A 21,739-nucleotide genomic window follows, 5' to 3' on the forward strand; every position below is an offset into this window, starting at 1 on the left:
GCCCCTCACATCTCCTCGTGGGTGTCGGGGTCGCCGCCGAAGAGGCGTCCGTCCTCGCGCGCCAACGCGGAGATCGCGGCGACCTCGTCGGCGCTCAGCTCGAAGCCGAAGAGGTCGAGGTTGGTGCGCTGCCGCTCGGGGTCGGCAGACTTGGGCAGCGGCACGACGCCGAGCTGCACGTGCCAGCGCAGGATCGCCTGGGCGGGCGTGACGCCGTGCGCCTCGGCGGCCGCCGCCACCGGGTCGGCCCCGAAGGGGGCGTTGCGCTTGCCGAGCGGGCTCCACGCCTCGGTCAGGATGCCCAGGCGCTCGTGGGTCGCGCGCAGCTGCTCCTGCGGGAAGAGCGGGTGCAGCTCGACCTGGTTGAGCACGGGGGTGACTCCCGTCGCGTCGATGACGTCGGCGAGGTGTCGCTCGGTGAAGTTGCTGACGCCGACGGAGCGCACCAGCCCGCGCTCGCGGCACTCGACGAGGGCACGGTAGGCGTCGACGTAGAGCCCGACGCTGGGGTTGGGCCAGTGGATGAGGGCGACGTCGACCTGCTCGACCCCGAGACGCTCGAGCGATCCCTCGATCGAGGCAACGGCCTTGTCGAACGCGTGGTCGCGCCCGGGCACCTTGGTCTGCACGACGATCTGCTCGCGCGGCACGCCGGACCGACGGATCGCCTCGCCGACCTCGGCCTCGTTGCCGTAGTTGACCGCCGTGTCGAGCAGGCGGTAGCCCGCCTCGAGCGCCGACACCATGGCGCGTATGCCGTCCTCGCCCGTGAGCGGGTAGGTGCCGAAGCCGGTGGCGGGCAGGGTCGTGCCGTCCTGGAGCGTGCGCGTGGGGGTCGTCGCCATGCCCCCGACCCTACGCAGGGAGCGCTCGGGCGCGCGAGGGCCGTCCGGCCACCGCTCTGCGGGGTATGGACCGTGGGGTCCGGCACCGCGCCGGGCAGCCGCGCCCGGAAGGACACACACCATGGAGTACACCCGCCTCGGCCAGTCCGGCCTGCAGGTCAGCCGGATCGCGCTCGGCTGCATGAGCTTCGGCGACAGCGGCCGCGGCAACCACGCCTGGTCCCTCGACGAGTCCAGCTCGGAGCCGCTCTTCCGTCAGGCCGTCGAGCTCGGCATCACCTTCTGGGACACCGCCAACGTCTACAGCGCCGGGTCGTCCGAGGAGATCGTCGGCCGCGCCATCCAGGCCTACACCCGCCGTGAGGACGTCGTGCTGGCCACCAAGGTGCACGGCCGCATGCACGACGGTCCGGGCGGAGCAGGCTTGTCGCGCAAGGCGATCCTCGAGCAGGTCGATGCGTCGCTGACCCGTCTCGGCACCGACTACGTCGACCTCTACCAGATCCACCGCTTCGACCCGGAGACGCCGGTCGAGGAGACGATGGAGGCCCTGCACGACGTCGTCCGGGCCGGCAAGGCGCGCTACATCGGGGCGTCGTCGATGTGGGCGTGGCAGTTCGCGTCGATGCAGCACGCCGCCGACCTCGGCGGCTGGACGCGCTTCGTCTCGATGCAGGACCAGTACAGCCTCATGCAGCGCGAGGAGGAGCGCGAGATGTTCGGCCTGCTCGAGTCCCAGGGCGTCGGGGCGATGCCGTGGAGCCCGCTGGCCCGGGGGCGTCTGGCCCGACCGTGGGGCACCGAGACCACGCGCACGGGCAGCGACGAGTTCGGCCGGACGCTCTTCAGCGACCGCGACAAGCCGATCGCCGACGCCGTCGAGCAGGTCGCCGGGGACCGCGGCATCCCCATGGCACAGGTGGCGCTCGCCTGGGTGCTGCGCCAGCCGGTCGTCAGCGCGCCGATCGTGGGGCCGACCAAGGAGCACCACCTGACCGATGCCGTCGCGGCGCTCGACGTGCACCTCACCGACGACGAGGTCACTGCGCTCGAGGCGCCCTACACGCCGCGCGAGCCGTCCGGCTTCTGACCCCTCCGACCCCGCACCGCCCCGCACCGGTCCTGTCCCCGGTCCACCCACTCGGACGGGACCGGTGCGGTATCCGGCAGGGAGGACGGCCGCCGCGGGATGATCGTCTCGTCGCGCGGTGGTGCGGCCCTGAGGTGGAGAGGGGAACCAGTGACGAGCGACGAGCACCAGCGCTTCCCGCGCTCGGTCTACGAGGGCGGCCAGGACCCCGACCCGCGCTTCAGCCTCGCCAACGAGCGCACCTTCCTCGCCTGGATCCGCACCGGCCTGGCGTTCGTCGCGGCGGGGCTCGCCCTCGAGGCGCTGCAGGTGTCGCTGACCCCGTGGCTGCGCGTCACGGTCTCGGTCGTGCTCGCCGTCGCCGGGTTGGCCGCCACGGTGCAGGCCTGGCTCTCGTGGACGCGGACCGAGCGCGCCATGCGTCACCTCGCGCCCATGCCCTCCTCCGGCCTCAAGCTGCCGGTCGCCGTGCTGCTCGGCGTCGTGGCGCTGGCCGTCCTCGTCGACCTGGTGCTGTGACCGTGCCCGAGCTCCCGGGCCTGCACGTCGAGCGGACCTCGCTGGCGTGGCGTCGCACAGCCATGTCGGTCGCGATCGGCTCGCTCGTCGGGCTGCGCGTGCTGCCCGCGCAGCTCGGGGTCATGGGGTATGCCGTGTCGGCCCTCGGCCTGCTCTGGAGCCTCGACCTGGCGCTCACCGCACGACGCCGCCGCGACGGGACCGGACGGCCCGGCCTTTCCCCCGACACCGCCGACGCCTCCCCGGACGCGTCCGCGCACGCGCCGGCGCAGGACACGAGGACGGCAGGCGCGGTCGTCGCGCGGACGGCCCTGACGGCCGTCGGCTTCGCCGTCACGGCCCTCGTCGCGCTCGTCGTGGTCGCGCGGCGCTGACGACGCGACCCCGGATGCCGCGCCCCCTCTCGCACACGGCATACGGGATCGTCGTCGTCAGCGGGCTGCGGCAGCCTCGACGGGTTCGGTTGCGGGACGGAGGTTCTCGCCCTCGATGTCGACGTTGGGCAGGGCCCGGTCGAGCCAGCGCGGGAGCCACCACGCCCGGTCCCCGAGGAACGACATGACAGCCGGCACGAGCGACAGGCGCACGACGAAGGCGTCGACGGCGACACCGAACGCGAGCGCGAAGCCCATCGACTTGATGATCGGGTCGTCGACGAGGACGAAGCCCGCGAAGACCGACATCATGATGAGCGCGGCGGCGACGACGACGCGGGCGCCGTGCCCCACCCCGGCGACGACGGCCTCACGGGCGGTGTCACCGTGCACGAAGTCCTCGCGCATGCGCGAGACGAGGAAGACCTCGTAGTCCATCGCGAGGCCGAAGAGGATGCCGATGAGCAGGATCGGCAGGAAGCTGACGAGCGGGCCGGCGGTGTCGAGACCGACGACCGAGCGCAGCCAGCCCCACTGGAAGATCGCGACGGTCGCACCGAAGGCCGCGCCGATCGTCAGGAGGAAGCCGAGCGTCGCCTTGAGCGGCACGAGCAGCGAGCGGAACATCAGCATGAGCAGGACGAAGCCGAGCCCTACGACGACGAGCAGGTAGACGGGCAGGGCCGCGGCGAGCTTGTCGGACACGTCCACCCCGACGGCGGTGACGCCGGTGACCGAGATCTCGGCGCCGGTCGCGCCTGCCGTCACGGCGAGGGCCGAGCGCAGGTCGCGGACGAGGTCGAAGGTCGCCTCGGCGGTCGGACCGGACTTCGGGATGACGGCGAGGATGGTCGTGCGGCCGTCGGCGCTCGTCTGGCCCGGCGCGACCGCGAGGACGTCGCCGAGGCCCGTGGCAGCCTTGGCGGCGCCTGCCGTGGCGGCCTGCACCTGCGACGGGGTGTCGGCGTGGACGACCATGACGAGCCGGCCGTTGAAGCCCTCGCCGAAACCCTCCGAGATGAGGTCGTAGGCCACGCGCTTGCTGCTCGTGACCGGAGCGGTGCCGTCGTCGGGGAGGGCCAGGCGCATGTCGGCCACCGGCACCGCGACCGCGGCGAGGACGACGATGCCGGCGAGGAGCACGGGGACACGGTGGCGGACGGTGAAGCGGCCCCAGGCGAACCCGCGGTTGCCCGAGGCCTCGTCGAGGTCGGTGCCCGGCTCGTCTCGGTCGGCACGGCGCTGGCGGCGCGAGAGCACCCGGTCGCCCGCGAAGCCGAGCAGCGCGGGCAGCAGGGTGACGGCCACGAGGACGGCGACGAGCACGGTCCCGGCGGCGGCGAGCCCCATCGCGGTGAGGAACGGGATGCCGACGACGGACAGGCCGGCGAGCGCGATGATGACCGTCAGCCCGGCGAAGACGACAGCAGTGCCGGCCGTGCCCACCGCGCGCCCGGCCGCCTCCTGCCGCTCGAGTCCGAGCGCGAGGTTGTGCCGGTAGCGCGAGGTGATGAACAGGGAGTAGTCGATGCCGACGGCGAGGCCGAGCATGAGGGCGAGCACCGGCGTGACGCTGGAGAGCAGGGCGGCGTGGCCGACGATGAGCAGGCCGATCATGCCGACGCCGACGCCGACGAGCGCGTTGACCATCGTCATGCCGGCTGCGACGAGCGAGCCGAAGGTGATGACGAGCACGACGAGCGCGACGAGGACACCGATGCCCTCGGTCGAGCCGATCTCGGGGGTGGCGAGCAGCGGCTCACCTCCGGCCGCCACGGCCCAGCCGGCCGGCGCCCCGTCGCCGAGCGCCTCGTAGGCAGAACGCTGCTCGGGCGTCAGCTCGTCGGCCGTCTTGTCGAACTGCACCGTGACGAGCCCGTAGCGCCCGTCCTGGCTGATCGCCTTGGTGTCGAGCGGACTCAGGGCTGCGACGACACCCGGGACCTTCGCGGCGCGACCGACGATGTCGTCGAGGACCGCCTTGGAGCCCGGGGCGACGACGGTCTGGCCCTCGGGCGCGCGGACGACGACGGTGCCGGACGCGCCGCTCGCCTGCGGGAACTCCTTGGCCAGCGCTTCGAGCGCGCGCTGGGACTCGGTGCCGGGGATCGTCACGCTCGAGGTCGGCGCGCTGCCGAGGGTCAGCAACACCCCGGCGAGGACGGCGAGCAGGACGAGCCAGGCGGACGCGACGACGCCGCGACGACCGAACGCGAAGCGTCCGATCCGGTAGAGCAGGGTGGCCATCGGGGTGACTCCAGGTGCGATGCGGTGCGGTGCGGGCTGACGGGTCGGCGGGCGGCGCTGCCCGGAACCAAGTTAAACGATCGGCTAAGTCCGAGACAAGCCGATCGGCTAACTCGGATAGGGTGACGCCCACCACGTGCGGACGAGCGCCAGGACGAGCACCCGGTCGAGCACCGGGAGGGGCGTCCGAGGACGAGCCCCAGGGAGAGCGCCAAGGTCGTCCCTGCGAGGACGCAACCGGCATACGACATCCGGCAGGACCGGCGACGAGGAGGAGAGGGCATGGCTCGACCACAGGCGCCGCGCGGCCACGGCCGGCGACGCGTCATCGACGCCGCCGTCGAGCTCTTCGGCGAGCACGGCGTCACCGGCACGTCGCTGCAGATGATCGCCGACCACCTGGGGGTCACGAAGGCGGCCGTCTACTACCAGTTCCACGCCAAGGAGGACATCGTCCTCGCGGTCCTCGAGGAGGCGCTCGTCGACCTGCGGGCCTTCATCACCGCGGCCGAGACGGAGCCCTCCCCCGACGAGGCGGCCCGGGCGGCGCTGCGCGGGCTCGTCGACCTCATGATCGGCCACCGCCAGGTCGTCGCGGCCCTCATGCGCGACCCGGAGGTCGAGCGCATCATGGCGACCCACGACGACCTCAACTCCCTCATCGGGAGGCTGACCGCGCTGCTGCTCGGGCCGGCACCCGACCTGCGCCGTCGGATCGCCGTCTCCGTCGTCGGGGCCGGCATCGCGCAGGCCGGGATCGACCCGCTCCTCGCCGACGTCGACGACGAGACGCTGCGGGCCGAGCTGCTCGAGCTCGGCCCGTCGATGCTGCTGCGCACCTGAGCGGCACACCTGAGCCGTGCGCAGGCCGCCGGCTCAGAGCTCGCCGAGGTCCACGGTGCTGAGGGCCCAGATGACGACGACGTCGAGGCCGATGACGACGACCGCCCAGATCGGGTAGGCCGGCAGCCACAGGAAGTTCGCGAGCGCCGAGAGGACGGCGAGCGCGATGCCGACCGAGCGCGCGACGAGGTTGCCGGTGAAGATGAAGGCGCCGGCCACCGCCGCACCGAGCCCGATGACCATGTGGAACCAGCCCCAGGCCGTGGCGTTGAAGGTGAAGACGTAGCTCAGGGTGCTGACGAGGAACGTCGGTCCGTCGACGAGGGTCACGAGGCCCTCGGCGAACTGGAAGAGCCCCGCGACGAGCATGACTGTCGCCGCGAAGGTGCTGGCACCGGCGGCGAGCAGGGTCCGGCGTGGGCGGGCCGCACGCACGGGACGGGCCGGCGCCAGGCGCGCGCTGGGGGTGGGCCGTGACTTGGCCATGAGGCCTCCTTCTCCGGTGGGCCGGGTGCTGGTCGTGCTCGGTGTCGTGCTCGGTGTCCGGCTGGGGCGTCAGGCGAAGGCGCCCTCGCGGTAGGCCTCGCGTCGACGGACCGCGTCGTGGATCGCATCCATCTGCGCGCCGCTGCACTGCAGGTCGTAGACGTCCCGGACGAACTCGGGCAGGTCGGCGCGGTAGTCGTGCGCCCACGCGGTGAACGGGCCGGGGACCTGCGCGTTCTTCATGTCGACGAGCGTCTGGACGAACGTCGTGACGGGCCGCCACCGCAGGCCGGGAGGTATGCCGCGTGGCGAGCGCCCGGGCACGTCCTCGCGCTCCGGCCGGTCGGGTCCGAGCCAGGCGGGCCTGCGGTTGAGCAGGTCGAGCCCGAACTTCGTGACGCCGTCGTTGTCGTGGCTGAGCAGGACGTAGCGCAGCCGTGAGCGCGCCTCGTCGCCGAGGGCCACGAGCTGCTCGTGGTCGTTGACGACGGCGACGAGGGAGGCGTCGACGTCGGGGCGGCCGGGTCCGGTGATCTCGTGCATCCACTTGCTGCCACCCGGGGTGCCGATCCACAGCGCGCGGTCGATGCCGAGCGCCTGTGGCCCCAGGGTCCCCCAGCCGAGCAGGACGTCCTGGCTGGTGTGCGCCCCGAGCGACTCGCCGAAGAGCACGACCTCGGGTCGCTGGTCGGTCGGCATGGCACGCACGCGCTGGAGGATGCGCAGCCAGAGCAGGCGGTTCTGCTCACGGGCGTCGCGCACCTTGCCGAGCGAGAGGGGGGACGGGCGCTTGGAGTACTGCATCGTGACGCTCGCGACGTCGCCGCGCGTCAGGTACTGCGCGGCCGCGATGGCGACGTAGTTGACGTAGCCGGTGCCCGTCGGCGACACGAGCATGAGCATCGAGCGGGACCACGCGTCGGTGCGGTCCATCTCGGCGATCGCGAGCTCGACGCGCTCGGTGGGCGTCGGGGCGCTGTCGAGGCCGACGAAGACCTGCACGGGGTGGGCGCGGGCGGGCTGGCCCATGACGGTCTCGATCGACAGGTCGGACGGCACGGTCCCGTCCGGGAGCGGCTGGCGCACCACGATCGGGGCGGGTCGCACGAAGGTGACGGCGTGCCGGCGCCCCTCGCGCCCGAGGGAGTCCCACGACACGAGGCTCGCGGGGTCGCCGCTCACCATCGGGCTGGTCCAGACGCCGGGCGCGGCCTGCATCCATGGGTCGACCGTGGTGGTGACGGCCTCGATGCGCTGCATGACGCGGGTCCACAGTGCGCTGACGAGCACGCCGCCCCCGGCCAGGAAGGCCGCGTGCGAGGCGAGCTGCCAAGCCAGGCCGGCATCGGGCGCGCCTCCCGGCGCGAGGCGGCGCACCTGCTGGGCGGTCCACCGCTCCCCCCAGGCCGCGCCGTAGAGGACCGCGAGCACGCCTGCCCCGGCAGCAAGCCCGCGCAGCGTCGGGACGTCGGCCGTGTCGTCGACCGTGTCGAGGTCTCGCTCCGAGCCGGTTCGACGGGCGCGCTCGATGGCCGCCGATGTCGCCAGGCCCACGGGGATCGACAGCGGCAGGGCGGCGAGCCGCCCGTTCGCGCCGAGCGTCCGGTCGAGGCGTCGCACGCCCGCCGTGGCGCCGATGAGAACCGTCCCGCTCAGGGCCGTGGAGCCCAGGCGCCAGGCGGCCTGTCGGGCGAGTCCCTCCCGGGCGGTGACCACGCCTCGACGGTCGAGGTATGCCGCGAGGCCGAGTCCCAGCGGCGCCGTCGCCAGCTCGCACCCGAGGGCCGTCACCGAGCTGCGGCGGTTGTCGGTCCAGTCGTCCGGGAACCAGTCCCAGGCGGCTGCCGTACCGGTCAGCGCCCGGGCGACGACGTCGATGACGTCCTGCGAGGTGAGGGCGAGCAGGTAGCTCGCGCCGGTCGACAGGCCGGTGATGAGGCCCTGGTCCTGCCACGAGCGGCTCGCCAGCCACGGCGCCAGCGTCGACGGGGCCACGACCGAGGCCATGACGAGGCCGACCTTCTGCCCGGTCTGCACGAAGTCCGACTGCTCCACGATCCCTCCCTGCGCTCCGGCCGCCGGCGTGCGGGTCCACACCCTCGGCCGCGGACGCCTCCACGTTCGAGCATGGTCACCGCGGGGCGAGCCGCGCTCACCCGCCGGGGGTGAATGTGGCGCGCCTGGGGACCGCACCGCCCCGAAGGGGTTCCGCGTCCGCACCACGTGGGGATCATGGGGACATGGCCGCGAACCTCGACGCCGACCCGTCCTCCGCTCCGCCCACCGCTCCCTCGCCCGGGCTGACGCACCTGGAGTCGCCGGACGGCCGGTCGTTCGTCGCGCGGGGGCCGGTCCAGGAGCAGCCGGTCCCGGGCGACTACCTCGAGATCGAGGGCGAGGACGGGGTGCTCGCCTTCGTCGAGGACGTCGCGGGCGACGGCGGTACGGGCGACGGTGCCGGCTTCTCCGCCTCCGGGACCCTGGTGCCGGTCGGCGGCGCGGGGCGCTCGAGTCGTCCCGCGGACGCGCCGTGGCACGACGCCGTGGTCCGGCCGACGCGTCCCGACGCGGTGCAGCGCCTGCTCTCCGGGAGCGACCCCGAGCTCTACCTGGGCCAGCTCGCGGGCCAGGACGACGTCGGCGTCGCGCTCGTGCCCAACCGGCTCAACCGGCACACCTTCTGGTGCGGGCAGAGCGGGTCGGGCAAGACCTACGCCCTCGGCGTGCTGCTCGAGCGGATCCTGCTCACGACGCGACTGCCGATGCTCGTCCTCGACCCCAACAGCGACTTCGTGCGCCTCCACGAGCAGGCCGGCGAGGCCGAGCCGGGCCAGGCCCGGGCGCTGCGTGAGCGCGAGGTGGTCGTCCTGCGACCGAACGACCCGGCCTCGCCGCTGCGGGTGAGGTTCACCGACATGAACGCGCGCGCCAAGGCCGCCGTGCTGCGGCTCGACCCGGTCGTCGACCGGGCCGAGTACAACGCGTTGCTGCGCCTCTTCGACAGCGACTTCAACGCCGTCGAGGCGGAGAAGATCGTGCCGTACCTGCGCTCGCTGGGCGACCCGGACGCCGAGGCGCTGGCCCAGCGCCTCGAGAACCTCGGGGTCGTGGAGTGGCGCACGACGTGGGCGTTCGGCGGGGCGTCGGCGACCGACGTCATCGCCCGCCGCCCGGCCGCCACCGTGCTCGACCTCGGCGGCTACGACCGGCACGAGGAGCAGCTGACCGTCGCGCTCGCCGTCCTCGACGACCTGTGGGAGCGGCGCGCCGAGCGCCGGCCCCTGCTCATCGTCGTCGACGAGGCGCACAACCTCTGCCCGCCCGACCCCGAGACGCCGCTCGGCGTCGCGGTCCGCGACCGGCTCATCCAGATCGCCGCCGAGGGCCGCAAGTACGGGCTGTGGCTGCTGCTGTCGACGCAGCGGCCCTCGAAGGTGCACGCCGGCATCGTGTCCCAGTGCGACAACCTGACCCTGATGCGGATGAACTCGCGCGACGACCTTGCGCAGCTCGCGTCGGTCTTCGGCTTCGTGCCGCAGGGCCTGCTGGCGCAGGCGGCCCGCTTCCGGCAGGGCGAGGCGCTGCTGGCCGGCGGCTTCGTGCCGATGCCGAGCGTCGTCCGCGTGCGGTCACGCATCACGCCGCAGGGCGGCACCGACGTGCCGGTGCCGATGCCCTGACGGCTCAGGCGTCGGGCGGGAAGGCGATGGCCTCGCCCTCGATGCGCAGCCTCAGCTCGGTGCCCTTGGCAGCGATGAACGCGTTGGAGTGACGGATGCTGATGATCTCGCCTCCGCGCGCGAGCGCCGACGTCTCACAACCGGGCTCGCGGCCCGAGGTCAGCTCGAGGCGCACCGTGCTCTCCGGGCCGAAGTAGTCGGTGTCGACGACGACGCCCCGGATCGGGCCGTGCTCGTCGACGCGGATCTGCTCCGGACGCAGCATGAGCTGGACGCGACCGCGGCGGGTCGTCGGCGCGAGCCGGACCGCGCCGAGCGAGCACGTGGCCGTGTCGCCGTCGACCCAGGCCTCGAGCATGACGGCGTCGCCGAGGAACTCGGCCGTGGCCCGGTCGACGGGCCGGGTGTAGACCTCGAGCGGGCTGTCGACCTGGGCGAGCAGGCCGTCGCGCATGACGGCGACCTGGTCGGCGAAGCTCAGCGCCTCGGCCTGGTCGTGGGTGACGAGCACCGTCGTGATGCCGGCGTCGCCCAGCACCTTGGCGACGGTGCGCCGCGTCGCGACCCGCAGTCCCGCGTCGAGCGCGGAGAAGGACTCGTCGAGCAGCATGAGCTCGGGCTCGCGGGCGAGCGCCCGGGCGAGGGCGACCCGCTGCTGCTGGCCACCCGAGATCTCGTGCGGGCGCCGGGCCGCGAGGGCCGGGGCGAGCGAGACCATCTCGAGCAGCTCGGCGACCCGGGCGCGGGTGGCCTTGCGGCCCTGGGGCAGTCTCGAGGTGTCGATGCCGAAGGCGATGTTCTGCCCGACCGTGAGGTGGGGGAAGAGCGCGCCGTCCTGGGCGACGTAGCCGACGCCGCGGTGGTGCGCCGGCACCCAGGCGTCCCCGCCCGCGAGGGTGCGACCGCTCAGCGTCACCGACCCCGCCTCGGCCCGCTCGAAGCCGGCGATGAGCCGCAGCAGGGTCGTCTTGCCCGATCCCGACGGGCCGACGATGGCCGTCGTGCTGCCCGGGTCGACCGACAGCGTGACCCCGCGCAGGACCTGCTGCGGCCCGAAGCTCTTGGCGAGGCCGCTGACCTCGAGACGGCCGTGCGCCGCGGGGTCGTGGTAGTCGCCGGGCGTCGAGGGGGTGGATGTCGGAGTGGATGTCATTGTCCGGCCGCTTTCTTCGACTGCTGGAAGAGCAGGTAGGTCATCGGTGCCGACAGCACGACCATGAGCAGGGCGTAGGGGGCGGCGCCGGCGTAGTCGATCTCGCTGCTCTTGGCCCAGAACTCGGTCGCGAGGGTGCGCGTGCCGTTGGGCGAGAGCAGCAGGGTCGCCGTCAGCTCGTTGACGATGGCGAGGAAGACGAGGGCCGCACCGCCGGCGGCGGCCGGGGCCGCAAGACGCAGCGTCACCCGGGCGAAGGCCACGAACGGGTGCACGCCGAGCGCCTGGGCGGCCTCCTCGAGCTCGCGCGGCGCCTGAGCCAGGCCCGAGCGGAGGCTGACGAGCGCCCGCGGCAGGAAGAGCAGCACGTAGGCGGCGACGAGCACGAAGGCCGTCTGGTACACCCCCGGCAGGAACCGGATGCTCACCGTGACGAAGGCGAGACCGACGACGATGCCGGGCATCGAGCTCGTGACGTAGTTGGACAGCTCGAGCGACCGGGTGAACCAGCTCGGCCGGCGCACCGCGAGGAAGGCCATCGGGAAGGCGACGAGCGTCGTCGCCGCCGCGCCCGCGACGCCGTAGAGGAGGGTCTGCACCAGGGCCGGCACGAGCTCTCCCGGCGACCAGATCGCCGCACCGCCGAGCACGACCCAGCGCACGACGAACCACATCGGGACCCCGACCGCCAGCACGACGAGGAGCAGGAGCGCGAGCTGCGCCGGCACGTGGAGGCGGCCGAGCGGCATACGCCCCGGTGCGGCCTGTCCGCCCGAGCCGACCCGGGCGTAGCGCGCGGTGCCGCGGCTGCGGACCTCGGCGACGAGCAGGAGCAGGCACAGCACGACGAGCACGCTGGCGAGCATGTTGCCCGCGGCGCCGTTGAAGGTCGACTGGTACTGCACCATGATCGCGGTCGTGAAGGTGTCGAAGCGGATCATCGCGAAGGCGCCGTACTCGGCCAGCAGGTGCAGCCCGACGAGCAGCGCGCCGCCGGTCATGGCGAGGCGGAGCTGCGGGAGCACGACCCTGCGGAAGACCTGCCACGGGCCGAGGCCGAGCGAGGCGGCCGACTCCTCGAGCGAGGGGTCGAGGCGGCTCAGCGTCGCCGCGGCCGGGATGTAGACGAGCGGGAAGTAGGACAGCACCGAGATGAGCACGCCCGACCACAGGCCGGCGAGCGACGGGACCGCCGACACCCAGCCGTAGCTGTTGACGAACGCCGGGATCGCCAGGGGCGCCGCGAGCGCCAGCGCCCAGAACCGGTGGCCCCGCAGCCGCGTCCGCTCGACCAGCCACGCCCCGCCCACGCCGAGCACGAGGCAGAGCGGGATCGAGACGAGCATGAGCAGGATCGTGTTGAGCAGCAGCTCCCCGACGCGGGCGCGGAAGATCAGCTTGACGGCGGTGTCCCAGCCGGTCGCCACCGTCATGACGACGACGTAGCCGAGCGGCATCAGCGAGAAGAGCGCGATGAGCACGGCGACCACGGCCAGGACGGGTGGGCGCCGACGCCCCGACGCCGGGCCCGGGCGGGTGCCCGGGCCCGGCGTGGGAGCCGTGCCGGTGTCGGGAGCGCCGTGCGCGCCCGGTGCGGTGAGGTCGGTGGTCACCGGAGAACTACAGCAGACCAGCCTGGGTCATCAGATCGGTGACCGTGGCGGAGTTGAGCTTGGCGGGGTCGACGGTCGGGGCCTGGAGGTCCTTGAGGGGCACGAGCGCCGGGTTGGAGGCGACGCCGGAGCCGACGGCGTACTCGAAGGACGTGCCCTTCTGGAGAACCTCCTGGCCGGCCTTGCCGGTGATGAACTTCAGCAGCGACTGGGCCGCCGCGGCGTTCTTCGACGACTTGAGCACGCCGCCACCGGACACCGAGACGAACGCGCCCGGGTCCTGGTTCTTGAAGTAGTGCGTGCCGAGGTTGGCCGAGTTCTCGCCGGTCTTGGCCTGGTCGCCGTAGTAGTAGTAGTGGTAGATCAGCGCGGTGTCGACCTCGCCCGAGTTGACGGCCTTCATCGCGGTGCTGTTGCCCTTGTAGACCTTGGCGTTGGTCTTCATGGCGGTCAGCCACTGGTTGGTGACGGACTCACCCTTGAGCTCGAGCAGCGCCGAGACGATGGCCTGGAAGTCGGCGCCCGACGGCGACGCGGCCCAGCGACCCTTCCACTCCGGCTTGGCGAGGTCGAGCATCGAGGCGGGGAGCTGGTTGGCCTGGACCTTCCGCTTGTCGTAGACGAGCACGGTCGAGCGTGCGGCGATGCCCACCCACTTGCCCGTCGACGGGCGGTACTCGGCGGGCACCTGGTCGAGCGTCGCCTTGTCGACGTCGGCGAAGAGGCCGGCGTTCTCGACCTGGGTCATGGCCGGGCTGTTCTCGGTGAGGAAGACGTCGGCCGGCGAGGCCGCGCCCTCCTGCATCAGCTGGTTGGACAGCTCGGTGTCGGAGCCGTTGCGCACGGTGACCTTGATGCCGGTCTGCTTGGTGAACGCGTCGACCCACTCCTGGGTCAGGCTCTCGTGCTGGGCGTTGTAGAGCGTGATGCCGCCCGAGCCGCCGGTCGAGCCGCCGCTCGTCGAGGCGCCGGAGCCGCAGGCCGCGAGGGCCAGCACGCCGACCGCCGCGACGGCGACGCTGAGGGAGGAATGAGGACGGGAGGTCATGTGAGCTGCCTTCGTGATCCGGGGAGGGAGCCGTGCGCAGGTGACGGCTCGATTCGGTAGGTAAGGCTTACCTTACATGCCGCCGGAGGGTGGTCCCGACCGCGTCCATCGAGGCCGTGGCGACACGGACACCGCTGCACCGACACGCGACCGGCGCCCACTACGCTCCTGCCATGCGTCAGACCATCGTGTCCCTCGTCGACGACCTCGACGGGTCCGACGCCACCGAGACGGTGACCTTCGGCATCGACGGGATCGCCTACGAGATCGACCTGTCGGCCGCGCACGCGGACGAGCTCAGGGCGTCCCTCGAGGGGTGGGTGGCCGAGGCCCGCAGGGCCGGCGAGGAGCGTCCCACCGAGGCCCGCACGCTGACGCGGTCCACGACCGTGCTGCCCGCCGTCGGCGAGTCCCGCAACGCGCTCATCCGCGCCTGGGCCGCTGAGCACGGTCACCACGCCCCGGCCCGAGGACGCATCCCGCAGGCGGTCGTCCAGGCCTACAACGCCGCCCAGCACTAGGAGCGCCCGCCGTTCCGGTCAGCCTTGCTGACCCGCAGCGCGGTCGCGGAACTGCTGCTCGGTCAGCTGCTGGCCGTGCACCCAGAACTGCACCGAGCCGTCCTCGGCCTCCACGGCAGGCCCGTCCAGTCGGTGCAGCCGCGCGGCCGTGAAGTAGAGCGTGTCGCCGCGGGCGACGATGACCTTGTCGTAGCCCCCGGTGGGGTGGGGGGTTCCGCTTCTCCAGTCGGGCTGCGACGTCACGTTCTGGTGTCTCCGAGTCGGGTTGGTGGGGAGGTCTGCAGAGGTCAGGCTACCCGCGGCCGCCCGCGCTCAGAGGCGGTCCAGCAGCCCGTGCGTCACCGCGTCGGCCAGCGCCTGCGGCCCGTCGAGGACCTCCGTCGCCCCGGCGTCACGCAGCTCGTCGTCGCCGAACCCGCCGGTGCGCAGCCCGAGCGCCGGCAGTCGCGCCTTCCCCGCGGCGCGCGCGTCCCAGGTCGCGTCCCCGACCATGACGCCGCTCGTGCCGTGGACGCGCTCGAGCGCGGCGAGCAGCAGGTCCGCTGCCGGCTTGCTCTCCTCGGCGTCCTCCGCCGCGGTCCACGCGTCGGCCAGGGAACGCCCGTCGAAGAGGTCGAGGAAGACCTCGACGTGCTGGGGCTGGCCCGAGCTCGCGAGGACGACCTTCAGGCCGCGCTCCTTGAGCGTCTCGAGCAGCCGGCGGGACCCCTCGAAGGCCCGGACCTCGCCGATGAGGGGGTCGAACTGCCTCGTCCACTCCTCGCGGAGCGCATCGCCGTGCTCGTCCTCGACCTCCTGCCCACAGACCTCGGCGACGAGCTTGTCGCCACCCATCCCGATCGCCCGGTGGATGCGCCACAGCGGCGGGAACAGGTCGCGCCGGGCGAACGCGCGCGACCAGGCGAGGCAGTGGTGGTAGTTGCTGTCGACGAGGGTGCCGTCGACGTCGAGGATGACGGTGTCGATCATGGCTGGCACCTACCCCACCCGGTGACGGGGTCAACCGGTCCACAGCGACCGGTCTGCGGCGACCGGTCTGCGGCGACCGGTCTACAGCGATCCGCGGTCCACGACCTCCTGGGCGATGACGTGCAGCTTGCGGTTCTGGGCCATGCTCGCCTCGCGCAGGTGGTCGAACGCCTCGGCCTCGGTGACCTTCTGCATGGCCATGAGCACCCCGATGGCCGCACCGATGGTCCGCGAGTGGACGAGCGCATGGGTCAGCTGGTCGGCGCGCATCTCGGAGGCGTCGAGACGCTCGAGGGCGTCGAGGAGGTACTCCTCGGTGGTCTCGGGCGGGAAGCGCTCCGCGGGCACGGCCGGGGCGCGCTGGGACTGCGACACAGATGCACGGCGCTGGTTCACGGCATACTCCTGTGGTCTCGGTCGACCGGTCAGGGGTCGAGGGCGACGAGTCCGGGACCGGGCTCCCTCCCAGCCTACGAAGGAGGCGCCGCGCCCGCCAGATCTCCGTCTGGCCCCCTCGCATCCGCGGTTTGGGCCCTCGCTGGTCGCCGCCGGCAGCGGTGGGGGACGATGTCGCCATGGCGAAGTCAGGACGAGGCCCGCGGTTCTTCAAGCGCAGCGGCGACGACCTGACGGTCAAGGACGGCGAGGGGCACAAGCACCGCGCGGTGCTCGAGCCCGTCGACGCGGACAACACGCACGAGGACGGCGCCTTCGTGCTCGGCTACTGCAAGAGCTGTGACTGGACCGGGCCCGCGCGCCGGGCGCGCGACAAGGCCCGCAAGGACGCTCTCGCCCATGTCGACGACTGCCCGAGCAAGGGCAAGGTCCGCCTCGGGGTGAGCGGCGACGACCCGCGCTGAACCGCGCTGAACCGAGCCACCCCACGCTCCCCTGCGTCCGCACGCGGTCCGGTCGGGCCGGGCAGCACCGTCCGTTCACCCGACGGCGCTAGGTTCGGCAGGGAGCCGGTCGCCGCGTCGGGCGGCGGCCCGGACGAGGAGTGCGCGTGGTGGATCCCCTGCTGGCCGGTGACCGTGCCCCGGCGCCGCGGACGCTGCTCGACGTGCTGGCCGACGTCACGGCGCGCCACCCCGACGCGCCGGCGCTCGACGACACCAGGACGGTCCTGACCTATGCCGAGCTGACCGAGCGGGCACGGCGACTCGCGCTCGAGCTGGCAGCCGCGGGCGTATGCCGTGGGGACCGGGTGGGCGTGCGGGCCCCCTCGGGGACGGCCGACCTCTACGTCTCGGTCCTCGGCATCCTGCACGCCGGCGCGGCCTACGTCCCCGTCGACGTCGACGACCCGCCGGAGCGTGCCGACCTCGTCTTCTCCGAGGCGGCCGTGACGGCGGTGGTGGGCGCCCGTCGACAGGTCACGGTGCCTCCCGGCGTCCGGTCGTCGCGACGCCCCACGACCCGACCCCCGCGCGGAGTCCTCCCGGCGGTGGGCCCCGACGACGACGCCTGGGTCATCTTCACCTCGGGCTCGACGGGCGTGCCCAAGGGGGTGGCCGTGTCGCACCGCTCGGCGGCTGCCTTCGTCGACGCCGAAGCACGGATGTTTTTGCAGGACAGTCCGATCGGACCAGGCGACCGGGTGCTCGCCGGTCTCTCCGTGGCCTTCGACGCCTCGTGCGAGGAGATGTGGCTGGCCTGGGGCCACGGGGCCTGCCTCGTGCCGGCGCCCCGCAGCCTGGTCCGGACCGGCATGGACCTCGGCCCGTGGCTCGTGGCCCAGGACGTCACCATCGTCTCGACGGTGCCGACGCTCGCGGCGCTGTGGCCGGCCGAGGCCCTCGAGCCGGTGCGGCTGCTCGTCTTCGGCGGGGAGGCGTGCCCCCCGGACCTCGCCGAGCGGCTCGTGACGCCCGACCGTGAGGTGTGGAACACCTACGGCCCGACCGAGGCGACCGTCGTCGCGTGCGGGGCGCGGCTCGACGGCACGGGACCGATCCGGATCGGCCTGCCGCTCGACGGGTGGGACCTCGCGGTCGTCGGCCCGGACGAGCGGCCGGTCGGTGTCGGCGAGACGGGGCAGCTCATCATCGGCGGCGTCGGGCTCGCCCGCTACCTCGACCCGGCCAAGGACGCCGAGAAGTATGCCGCCATGCCGACCCTCGGGTGGGACCGCGCCTACCGCTCGGGCGACCTCGTCGTCAACGACCCCGACGGCCTCGTCTTCGTCGGTCGCGCCGACGAGCAGGTCAAGCTCGGCGGGCGGCGCATCGAGCTCGGCGAGGTCGACGCGGCCCTGCAGTCCCTCCCCCACGTCTCGGGCGCGGCCGCCGCCGTCAAGACGACGACGGCCGGCGGCCAGGTCCTCGTCGGCTACGTCGTGCCCGACCCCCCGGACGCCTTCGACCAGACCGACGCGCTGGCCCGGCTGCACGAGGAGCTGCCGTCCGCCCTCGTACCGCTCCTCGCGGTCGTCGACACGCTCCCGACCCGCACCTCGGGCAAGGTCGACCGGGCCGCCCTGCCGTGGCCGCTGCCGGGCGCCGCCGACGACGAGCCGAGCGAGCTCTCCGGCACCGCTGCCTGGCTCGCCGTCCAGTGGACGGCGGTGCTCGGCACGCCGGCGCGCTCCGCCGGGGCCGACTTCTTCGACCTCGGCGGCGGAAGCCTCTCCTCGGCCCGCCTCGTGTCCCTCCTGCGCGAGCGCTTCCCGACCGTCACCGTGGCCGACGTGCACGCCCACCCACGGCTCGGCGCCCAGGCCGAGCTCCTCGACAGCATGGACACCGGCGGCTCGTCGCGGGTCGACCGCACGGTGCGACGCATCCCCCGCCGGACCCAGCTCGTGCAGACCGTCGTCTCCGTCGTGCTCCTCACCGTCAAGGGCCTGCAGTGGCTGGTGGGCCTCGTCACGCTGACCGAGCTGCTGCGACTCTCCGGGCTCGCGCCGTGGTCGGTGCCGGTCTCCTGGTGGGTGATCGCCGTGGGGTGGGTCGCGTTCATCAGCCCGCTCGGGCGGATGGGCCTGTCCGCGTTGGGTGCTCGCCTGCTGCTCGCCGGCGTGCGCCCCGGCACCTACCCGCGCGGCGGGAGCGTGCAGCTGCGCCTCTGGGCAGCCGAGCGCTTCGCCGACGCGATGGGGGCCATCACCATGGCGGGCGCCCCGTGGATCATCTACTACGCCCGGATGCTCGGCGCCTCGATCGGACCCGGTGTCGACCTGCACAGCGTGCCGCCGGTCACGGGCATGCTGACCATCGGGGCGGGCGCGAGCATCGAGCCCGAGGTCGACCTCTCCGGCTACTGGATCGACGGAGACCTCGTGCACCTCGGTCCGGTCCACGTCGGCCGGGAGGCGGTCGTCGGCGCCCGCAGCACGATCGGCCCCGACGTCCACATCGGCCGGGACGTCGTCGTCGAGGCGGGCTCGACGGTGCTGAGGTCCGTGCGGCCCGGTCGGGTCGTCGCCGGGTCGCCGGCGCAGCGCGTCACCTCGCCGGGCCGCTCCGCGTGGCCCTCCGAGCGCCCGCCGGCCGCGCCCGCGTGGCTGGCCGTCTACGGGCTCTCCGGCGTCGTCCTGTCGGTCCTGCCGTTCCTCGCGCTGCTGCCCGGGGTGCTCCTCGTCGGCGGCGCGGTCGGTCGGGCCGAGGGACGCGCGGCGGTCGTCACGGCATACGCGGCCGTCCCCGCGGTGACGGTGCTCGGCATGCTCACCCTGGCCGCGGTCACCATCGTGCTCGTCCGGCTCCTCGGCGTCGGCCTGCGCGAGGGCTACTTCCCGGTGCGCAGCCGCGTCGGTTGGCAGGTGTGGGCCACCGAGCGCCTGCTCGACCAGGCCCGCACCCTGCTCTTCCCGATCTATGCCAGCCTCGTCACGCCGTCATGGCTGCGGGCCCTCGGCGCGACGGTCGGGCGCGACGTCGAGGCCTCGACGGTGCTGCTGCTGCCGTCGATGACCTCCGTCGCCGACGGCGCCTTCCTCGCGGACGACACCCTCGTCGCCGGCTACGAGCTGGCACACGGCTGGGTGCACATCGCCCCGGCCAAGGTGGGCAAGCGGGCCTTCCTCGGCAACAGCGGGATGACGGCACCGGGCCGGCGCGTGCCCAAGCACGGGCTCGTCGCCGTGCTCTCGGCGGCGCCGTACAAGGCCAAGGCGGGGTCGAGCTGGCTCGGCAGCCCACCCGTGCGGCTGCGACGGCCGCCGCAGGGCTCCGACGGGGAGCGCACCTTCGCGCCGCCCCTGCGACTCAAGGTGGTCCGTGGCCTCGTGGAGCTGTGTCGCGTCGTGCCCGTCATGGTGACGGTCGCCATCGCCGTCAGCGTCCTCGTCGCGCTCCAGTGGCTCGTCGTCCTCGTCGGCCTCGCGGGCGCCGCGGCCCTTGGTGGGGTCGTGCTCGCCGCCGCGGGCGCCGCTGCCGCCGCCGTGACGACCCTCGCGAAGTGGGTCGTCGTCGGCCGCATCGGCGCCGTCGAGCACCCGCTCTGGAGCTCGTTCGTCTGGCGCAACGAGGTCGTCGACACCTTCGTCGAGATGGTCGCCGGGCCGTGGTTCGCCTGGACCGCGACCGGCACGCCTGCCATCAACGTCTGGCTGCGAAGCCTCGGGGCCCGAATCGGGCACGGTGTCTGGTGTGAGACCTACTGGCTGCCCGAGGCGGACCTCGTGACCCTGGGCGACGGCGCGACCGTCAACCGGGGCTGCGTGCTCCAGACCCATCTCTTCCATGATCGAATCATGAGCATGGACACGGTGACCCTGGAGGACGGAGCCACGCTCGGCCCCAACGGCGTCATCCTCCCCGCGGCCAGCATCGGGCGCGCGGCGACGGTCGGTCCGGGGTCGCTCGTGCTGCGCGGTGAGAGCGTGCCCCGAGGCACCCGCTGGACCGGCAACCCGATCGCGTCGTGGAGCGGCCACGAGGTCGCCACACCACCCGTCGCCGCCCCGGCGCCGGGACCCGGACCCGTCGTGGCCGACGCCCCGTGAGCGGCATCCTCGCCCCACAGGTCCACGCACTCACCGACACCTACACGCCGGACCGCGGCGACCCGGCATACGTCGTCACGCACTACGACCTCGACCTCGACTACAAGGTGTCGACCAACCGGCTCGGGGGGCGCGCGGTCCTCGACGTCACCGTGCTCGAGGACGTGCGGCGGCTCGTCATCGACCTCGTGGGACTTCGGGTGCTCAAGGTCGCCGTCGGGGGCACGCCCGCCAAGTGGACGCACCGCGGCCCCCGCGTCGTCGTCACCCCGCCCGTGCCCCTCCCCCGCGGCACCCGCACCAGCGTGGCGATCACGTATGCCGGCACGCCGGGTCCCGCCCGCACGCCCTGGGGGGAGGTCGGATGGGAGGAGCTCACCGAGGGCGCCCTCGTCGCGGCGCAGCCCAACGGCGCCCCCACGTGGTTCCCGTGCAACGACCACCCACGGCACAAGGCCACCTACCGCATCGCCTTCGAGTCCGACTCGCCCTACGACGTCGTGGCCTCCGGGACGCTCGTCGAGACCCGCGTGCGCGGCAGCCGCACCCGACGCGTCTTCGAGCAGCAGGTGCCCATGGCGACCTACCTCGCGACGGTCCACGTCGGGCGCTACGTCCGGCGCACGCTCCCGTCCGCCGAGGTCCCCGTCACGGTCCTGCTCCCCGCGACCCACGAGCGACCGGTCATGCACGACCTCGCGCGCCTGCCCGAGATGACCTCGCTCTTCGGCACGCTCTTCGGCCCCTACCCCTTCGCGGACTACACCGTCGTCGTCACCGCCGACGACCTCGAGATCCCCCTGGAGGCGCACGCCCTGGCGACCTTCGGCCCCAACTGGCTCGACGGGCGGCGCCGGCACGAGCGCCTCGTCGCCCACGAGCTGGCTCACCAGTGGTTCGGCAACAGCCTCACCCCGGAGGCCTGGTCCGACATCTGGCTCAACGAGGGCTTCGCCTGCTACGCCGAGTGGCTGTGGGCCGAGCACGCCGACGGCGTCCCGGCCGCCACGAGCGCCTCGACGCACTGGGCCCTGCTCTCCCGCCTGCCGCAGGACCTCGTGCTGGGCGACCCGGGTCCCGACCTGATGTTCGACGACCGCGTCTACAAGCGCGGGGCCCTGACGCTGCACGCCCTGCGCCTCGAGGTCGGCGACACCGCCTTCTTCGGGCTGCTGCGGGACTGGACGGCGACCCACCGGCACGGGTCGGTGTCGACCGACGACCTCGTCGACCTCGTCGACGTGCACGTGCGTCGCTCCCACCCCCGCTCGCGCGCCCGGGCCGACGCCGCGGCCGCGCGGGCCCGCGACCTGCTCGAGCAGTGGCTGTGGGGCACCGACCTGCCGCGGCTCGAGCCGGCCGCCGGCGCCTCCTGAACCTGCGGCTCCTGGACCGACGCCTCC

At 73.4% G+C, this 21,739-nt stretch carries 19 protein-coding genes; 9 read left to right on the plus strand and 10 right to left on the minus strand.

What is annotated here, in order from left to right:
- Window positions 1–5: 5 nt before the first annotated feature.
- Entirely contained in the window at window positions 6–845 is an 840-nt protein-coding gene (locus ABD297_RS00350) for an aldo/keto reductase (RefSeq protein ID WP_344252117.1), read from the minus strand.
- A 121-nt stretch (window positions 846–966) separates the two neighbouring features.
- On the opposite strand from ABD297_RS00350, the gene ABD297_RS00355 reads away from it, so the two are divergent.
- From ABD297_RS00355 to ABD297_RS00365, 3 genes are all read left to right on the plus strand, one after another.
- The gene (locus tag ABD297_RS00355; RefSeq protein WP_344252118.1) at window positions 967–1,935 is read left to right on the plus strand and encodes an aldo/keto reductase; all 969 of its coding nucleotides are present in this window, start codon (window positions 967–969) and stop codon (window positions 1,933–1,935) included.
- Window positions 1,936–2,085: 150 nt separating this feature from the next.
- Complete coding sequence (locus ABD297_RS00360; protein ID WP_344252119.1) at window positions 2,086–2,454, plus strand: YidH family protein; 369 nt, start codon at window positions 2,086–2,088, stop codon at window positions 2,452–2,454.
- Window positions 2,455–2,456: 2 nt separating this feature from the next.
- On the plus strand, window positions 2,457–2,828 hold the full coding sequence (locus tag ABD297_RS00365; RefSeq protein WP_344252120.1) for a DUF202 domain-containing protein: 372 nt from the start codon (window positions 2,457–2,459) through the stop codon (window positions 2,826–2,828).
- A gap of 57 nt (window positions 2,829–2,885) precedes the next feature.
- Here ABD297_RS00365 and ABD297_RS00370 read toward each other — a convergent pair whose 3' ends face one another.
- Entirely contained in the window at window positions 2,886–5,075 is a 2,190-nt protein-coding gene (locus ABD297_RS00370; protein WP_344252121.1) for an MMPL family transporter, read from the minus strand.
- Between the two features lie 282 nt (window positions 5,076–5,357).
- Here ABD297_RS00370 and ABD297_RS00375 point away from each other — a divergent pair, with 282 nt between their 5' ends.
- Window positions 5,358–5,918, plus strand: a complete 561-nt coding sequence (locus ABD297_RS00375) for a TetR/AcrR family transcriptional regulator (RefSeq protein WP_344252122.1) — start codon at window positions 5,358–5,360, stop codon at window positions 5,916–5,918.
- A gap of 33 nt (window positions 5,919–5,951) precedes the next feature.
- Here ABD297_RS00375 and ABD297_RS00380 read toward each other — a convergent pair whose 3' ends face one another.
- Together ABD297_RS00380 and ABD297_RS00385 are read right to left on the minus strand one after the other, a co-directional pair.
- Complete coding sequence (locus tag ABD297_RS00380; RefSeq protein WP_344252123.1) at window positions 5,952–6,404, minus strand: DUF7144 family membrane protein; 453 nt, start codon at window positions 6,402–6,404, stop codon at window positions 5,952–5,954.
- A gap of 69 nt (window positions 6,405–6,473) precedes the next feature.
- Window positions 6,474–8,459 (minus strand): alpha/beta-hydrolase family protein, encoded by a 1,986-nt coding sequence (locus tag ABD297_RS00385; RefSeq protein ID WP_344252124.1) that lies wholly within the window; start codon window positions 8,457–8,459, stop codon window positions 6,474–6,476.
- A 185-nt stretch (window positions 8,460–8,644) separates the two neighbouring features.
- Here ABD297_RS00385 and ABD297_RS00390 point away from each other — a divergent pair, with 185 nt between their 5' ends.
- Window positions 8,645–10,084 carry an ATP-binding protein gene (locus ABD297_RS00390; RefSeq protein ID WP_344252125.1) on the plus strand — a complete coding sequence of 480 codons (1,440 nt, stop codon included), beginning with the start codon at window positions 8,645–8,647 and terminating at the stop codon, window positions 10,082–10,084.
- A 4-nt stretch (window positions 10,085–10,088) separates the two neighbouring features.
- Here the strand turns inward: ABD297_RS00390 and ABD297_RS00395 are convergent, their stop codons facing one another.
- The 3 genes from ABD297_RS00395 to ABD297_RS00405 are packed head-to-tail and all read right to left on the minus strand — an operon-like array spanning window position 10,089 to window position 13,898.
- Window positions 10,089–11,237, minus strand: a complete 1,149-nt coding sequence (locus ABD297_RS00395; protein ID WP_344252126.1) for an ABC transporter ATP-binding protein — start codon at window positions 11,235–11,237, stop codon at window positions 10,089–10,091.
- Window positions 11,234–12,850, minus strand: coding sequence for an ABC transporter permease (locus tag ABD297_RS00400; protein ID WP_425581116.1), 1,617 nt, complete (start codon window positions 12,848–12,850; stop codon window positions 11,234–11,236). Before ABD297_RS00400 ends, ABD297_RS00395 begins: the two co-directional genes overlap by 4 nt.
- Before the next feature lie 7 nt (window positions 12,851–12,857).
- Window positions 12,858–13,898, minus strand: coding sequence for an iron ABC transporter substrate-binding protein (locus ABD297_RS00405; protein WP_344252127.1), 1,041 nt, complete (start codon window positions 13,896–13,898; stop codon window positions 12,858–12,860).
- A 173-nt stretch (window positions 13,899–14,071) separates the two neighbouring features.
- Here ABD297_RS00405 and ABD297_RS00410 point away from each other — a divergent pair, with 173 nt between their 5' ends.
- Window positions 14,072–14,419 carry a histone-like nucleoid-structuring protein Lsr2 gene (locus tag ABD297_RS00410; protein ID WP_344252129.1) on the plus strand — a complete coding sequence of 116 codons (348 nt, stop codon included), beginning with the start codon at window positions 14,072–14,074 and terminating at the stop codon, window positions 14,417–14,419.
- Between the two features lie 18 nt (window positions 14,420–14,437).
- On the opposite strand, the gene ABD297_RS00415 is transcribed toward ABD297_RS00410, so the two are convergent.
- From ABD297_RS00415 to ABD297_RS00425, 3 genes are all read right to left on the minus strand, one after another.
- The gene (locus ABD297_RS00415; RefSeq protein ID WP_344252131.1) at window positions 14,438–14,662 is read right to left on the minus strand and encodes a hypothetical protein; all 225 of its coding nucleotides are present in this window, start codon (window positions 14,660–14,662) and stop codon (window positions 14,438–14,440) included.
- Window positions 14,663–14,731: 69 nt separating this feature from the next.
- Complete coding sequence (locus ABD297_RS00420) at window positions 14,732–15,388, minus strand: HAD family hydrolase (RefSeq protein ID WP_344252132.1); 657 nt, start codon at window positions 15,386–15,388, stop codon at window positions 14,732–14,734.
- An 81-nt stretch (window positions 15,389–15,469) separates the two neighbouring features.
- On the minus strand, window positions 15,470–15,784 hold the full coding sequence (locus tag ABD297_RS00425; protein WP_344252133.1) for an ANTAR domain-containing protein: 315 nt from the start codon (window positions 15,782–15,784) through the stop codon (window positions 15,470–15,472).
- A gap of 179 nt (window positions 15,785–15,963) precedes the next feature.
- Between ABD297_RS00425 and ABD297_RS00430 the strand changes: the two genes are divergently transcribed.
- The 3 genes from ABD297_RS00430 to ABD297_RS00440 all read left to right on the plus strand — a co-directional run bounded on the left by ABD297_RS00430 (window position 15,964) and on the right by ABD297_RS00440 (window position 21,712).
- Window positions 15,964–16,248: a hypothetical protein gene (locus ABD297_RS00430; protein WP_344252134.1), complete on the plus strand. Its 285-nt coding sequence runs from the start codon at window positions 15,964–15,966 to the stop codon at window positions 16,246–16,248.
- A gap of 146 nt (window positions 16,249–16,394) precedes the next feature.
- Window positions 16,395–20,336, plus strand: coding sequence for a Pls/PosA family non-ribosomal peptide synthetase (locus ABD297_RS00435; RefSeq protein WP_344252135.1), 3,942 nt, complete (start codon window positions 16,395–16,397; stop codon window positions 20,334–20,336).
- Entirely contained in the window at window positions 20,333–21,712 is a 1,380-nt protein-coding gene (locus ABD297_RS00440) for a M1 family metallopeptidase (RefSeq protein ID WP_344252136.1), read from the plus strand. The genes ABD297_RS00435 and ABD297_RS00440 overlap by 4 nt, the downstream gene beginning before the upstream one ends.
- Window positions 21,713–21,739: the final 27 nt, after the last annotated feature.

It is taken from the genome of Terrabacter carboxydivorans (assembly GCF_039532035.1).
GTDB classification, from domain to species: Bacteria; Actinomycetota; Actinomycetes; order Actinomycetales; family Dermatophilaceae; genus Terrabacter; species Terrabacter carboxydivorans.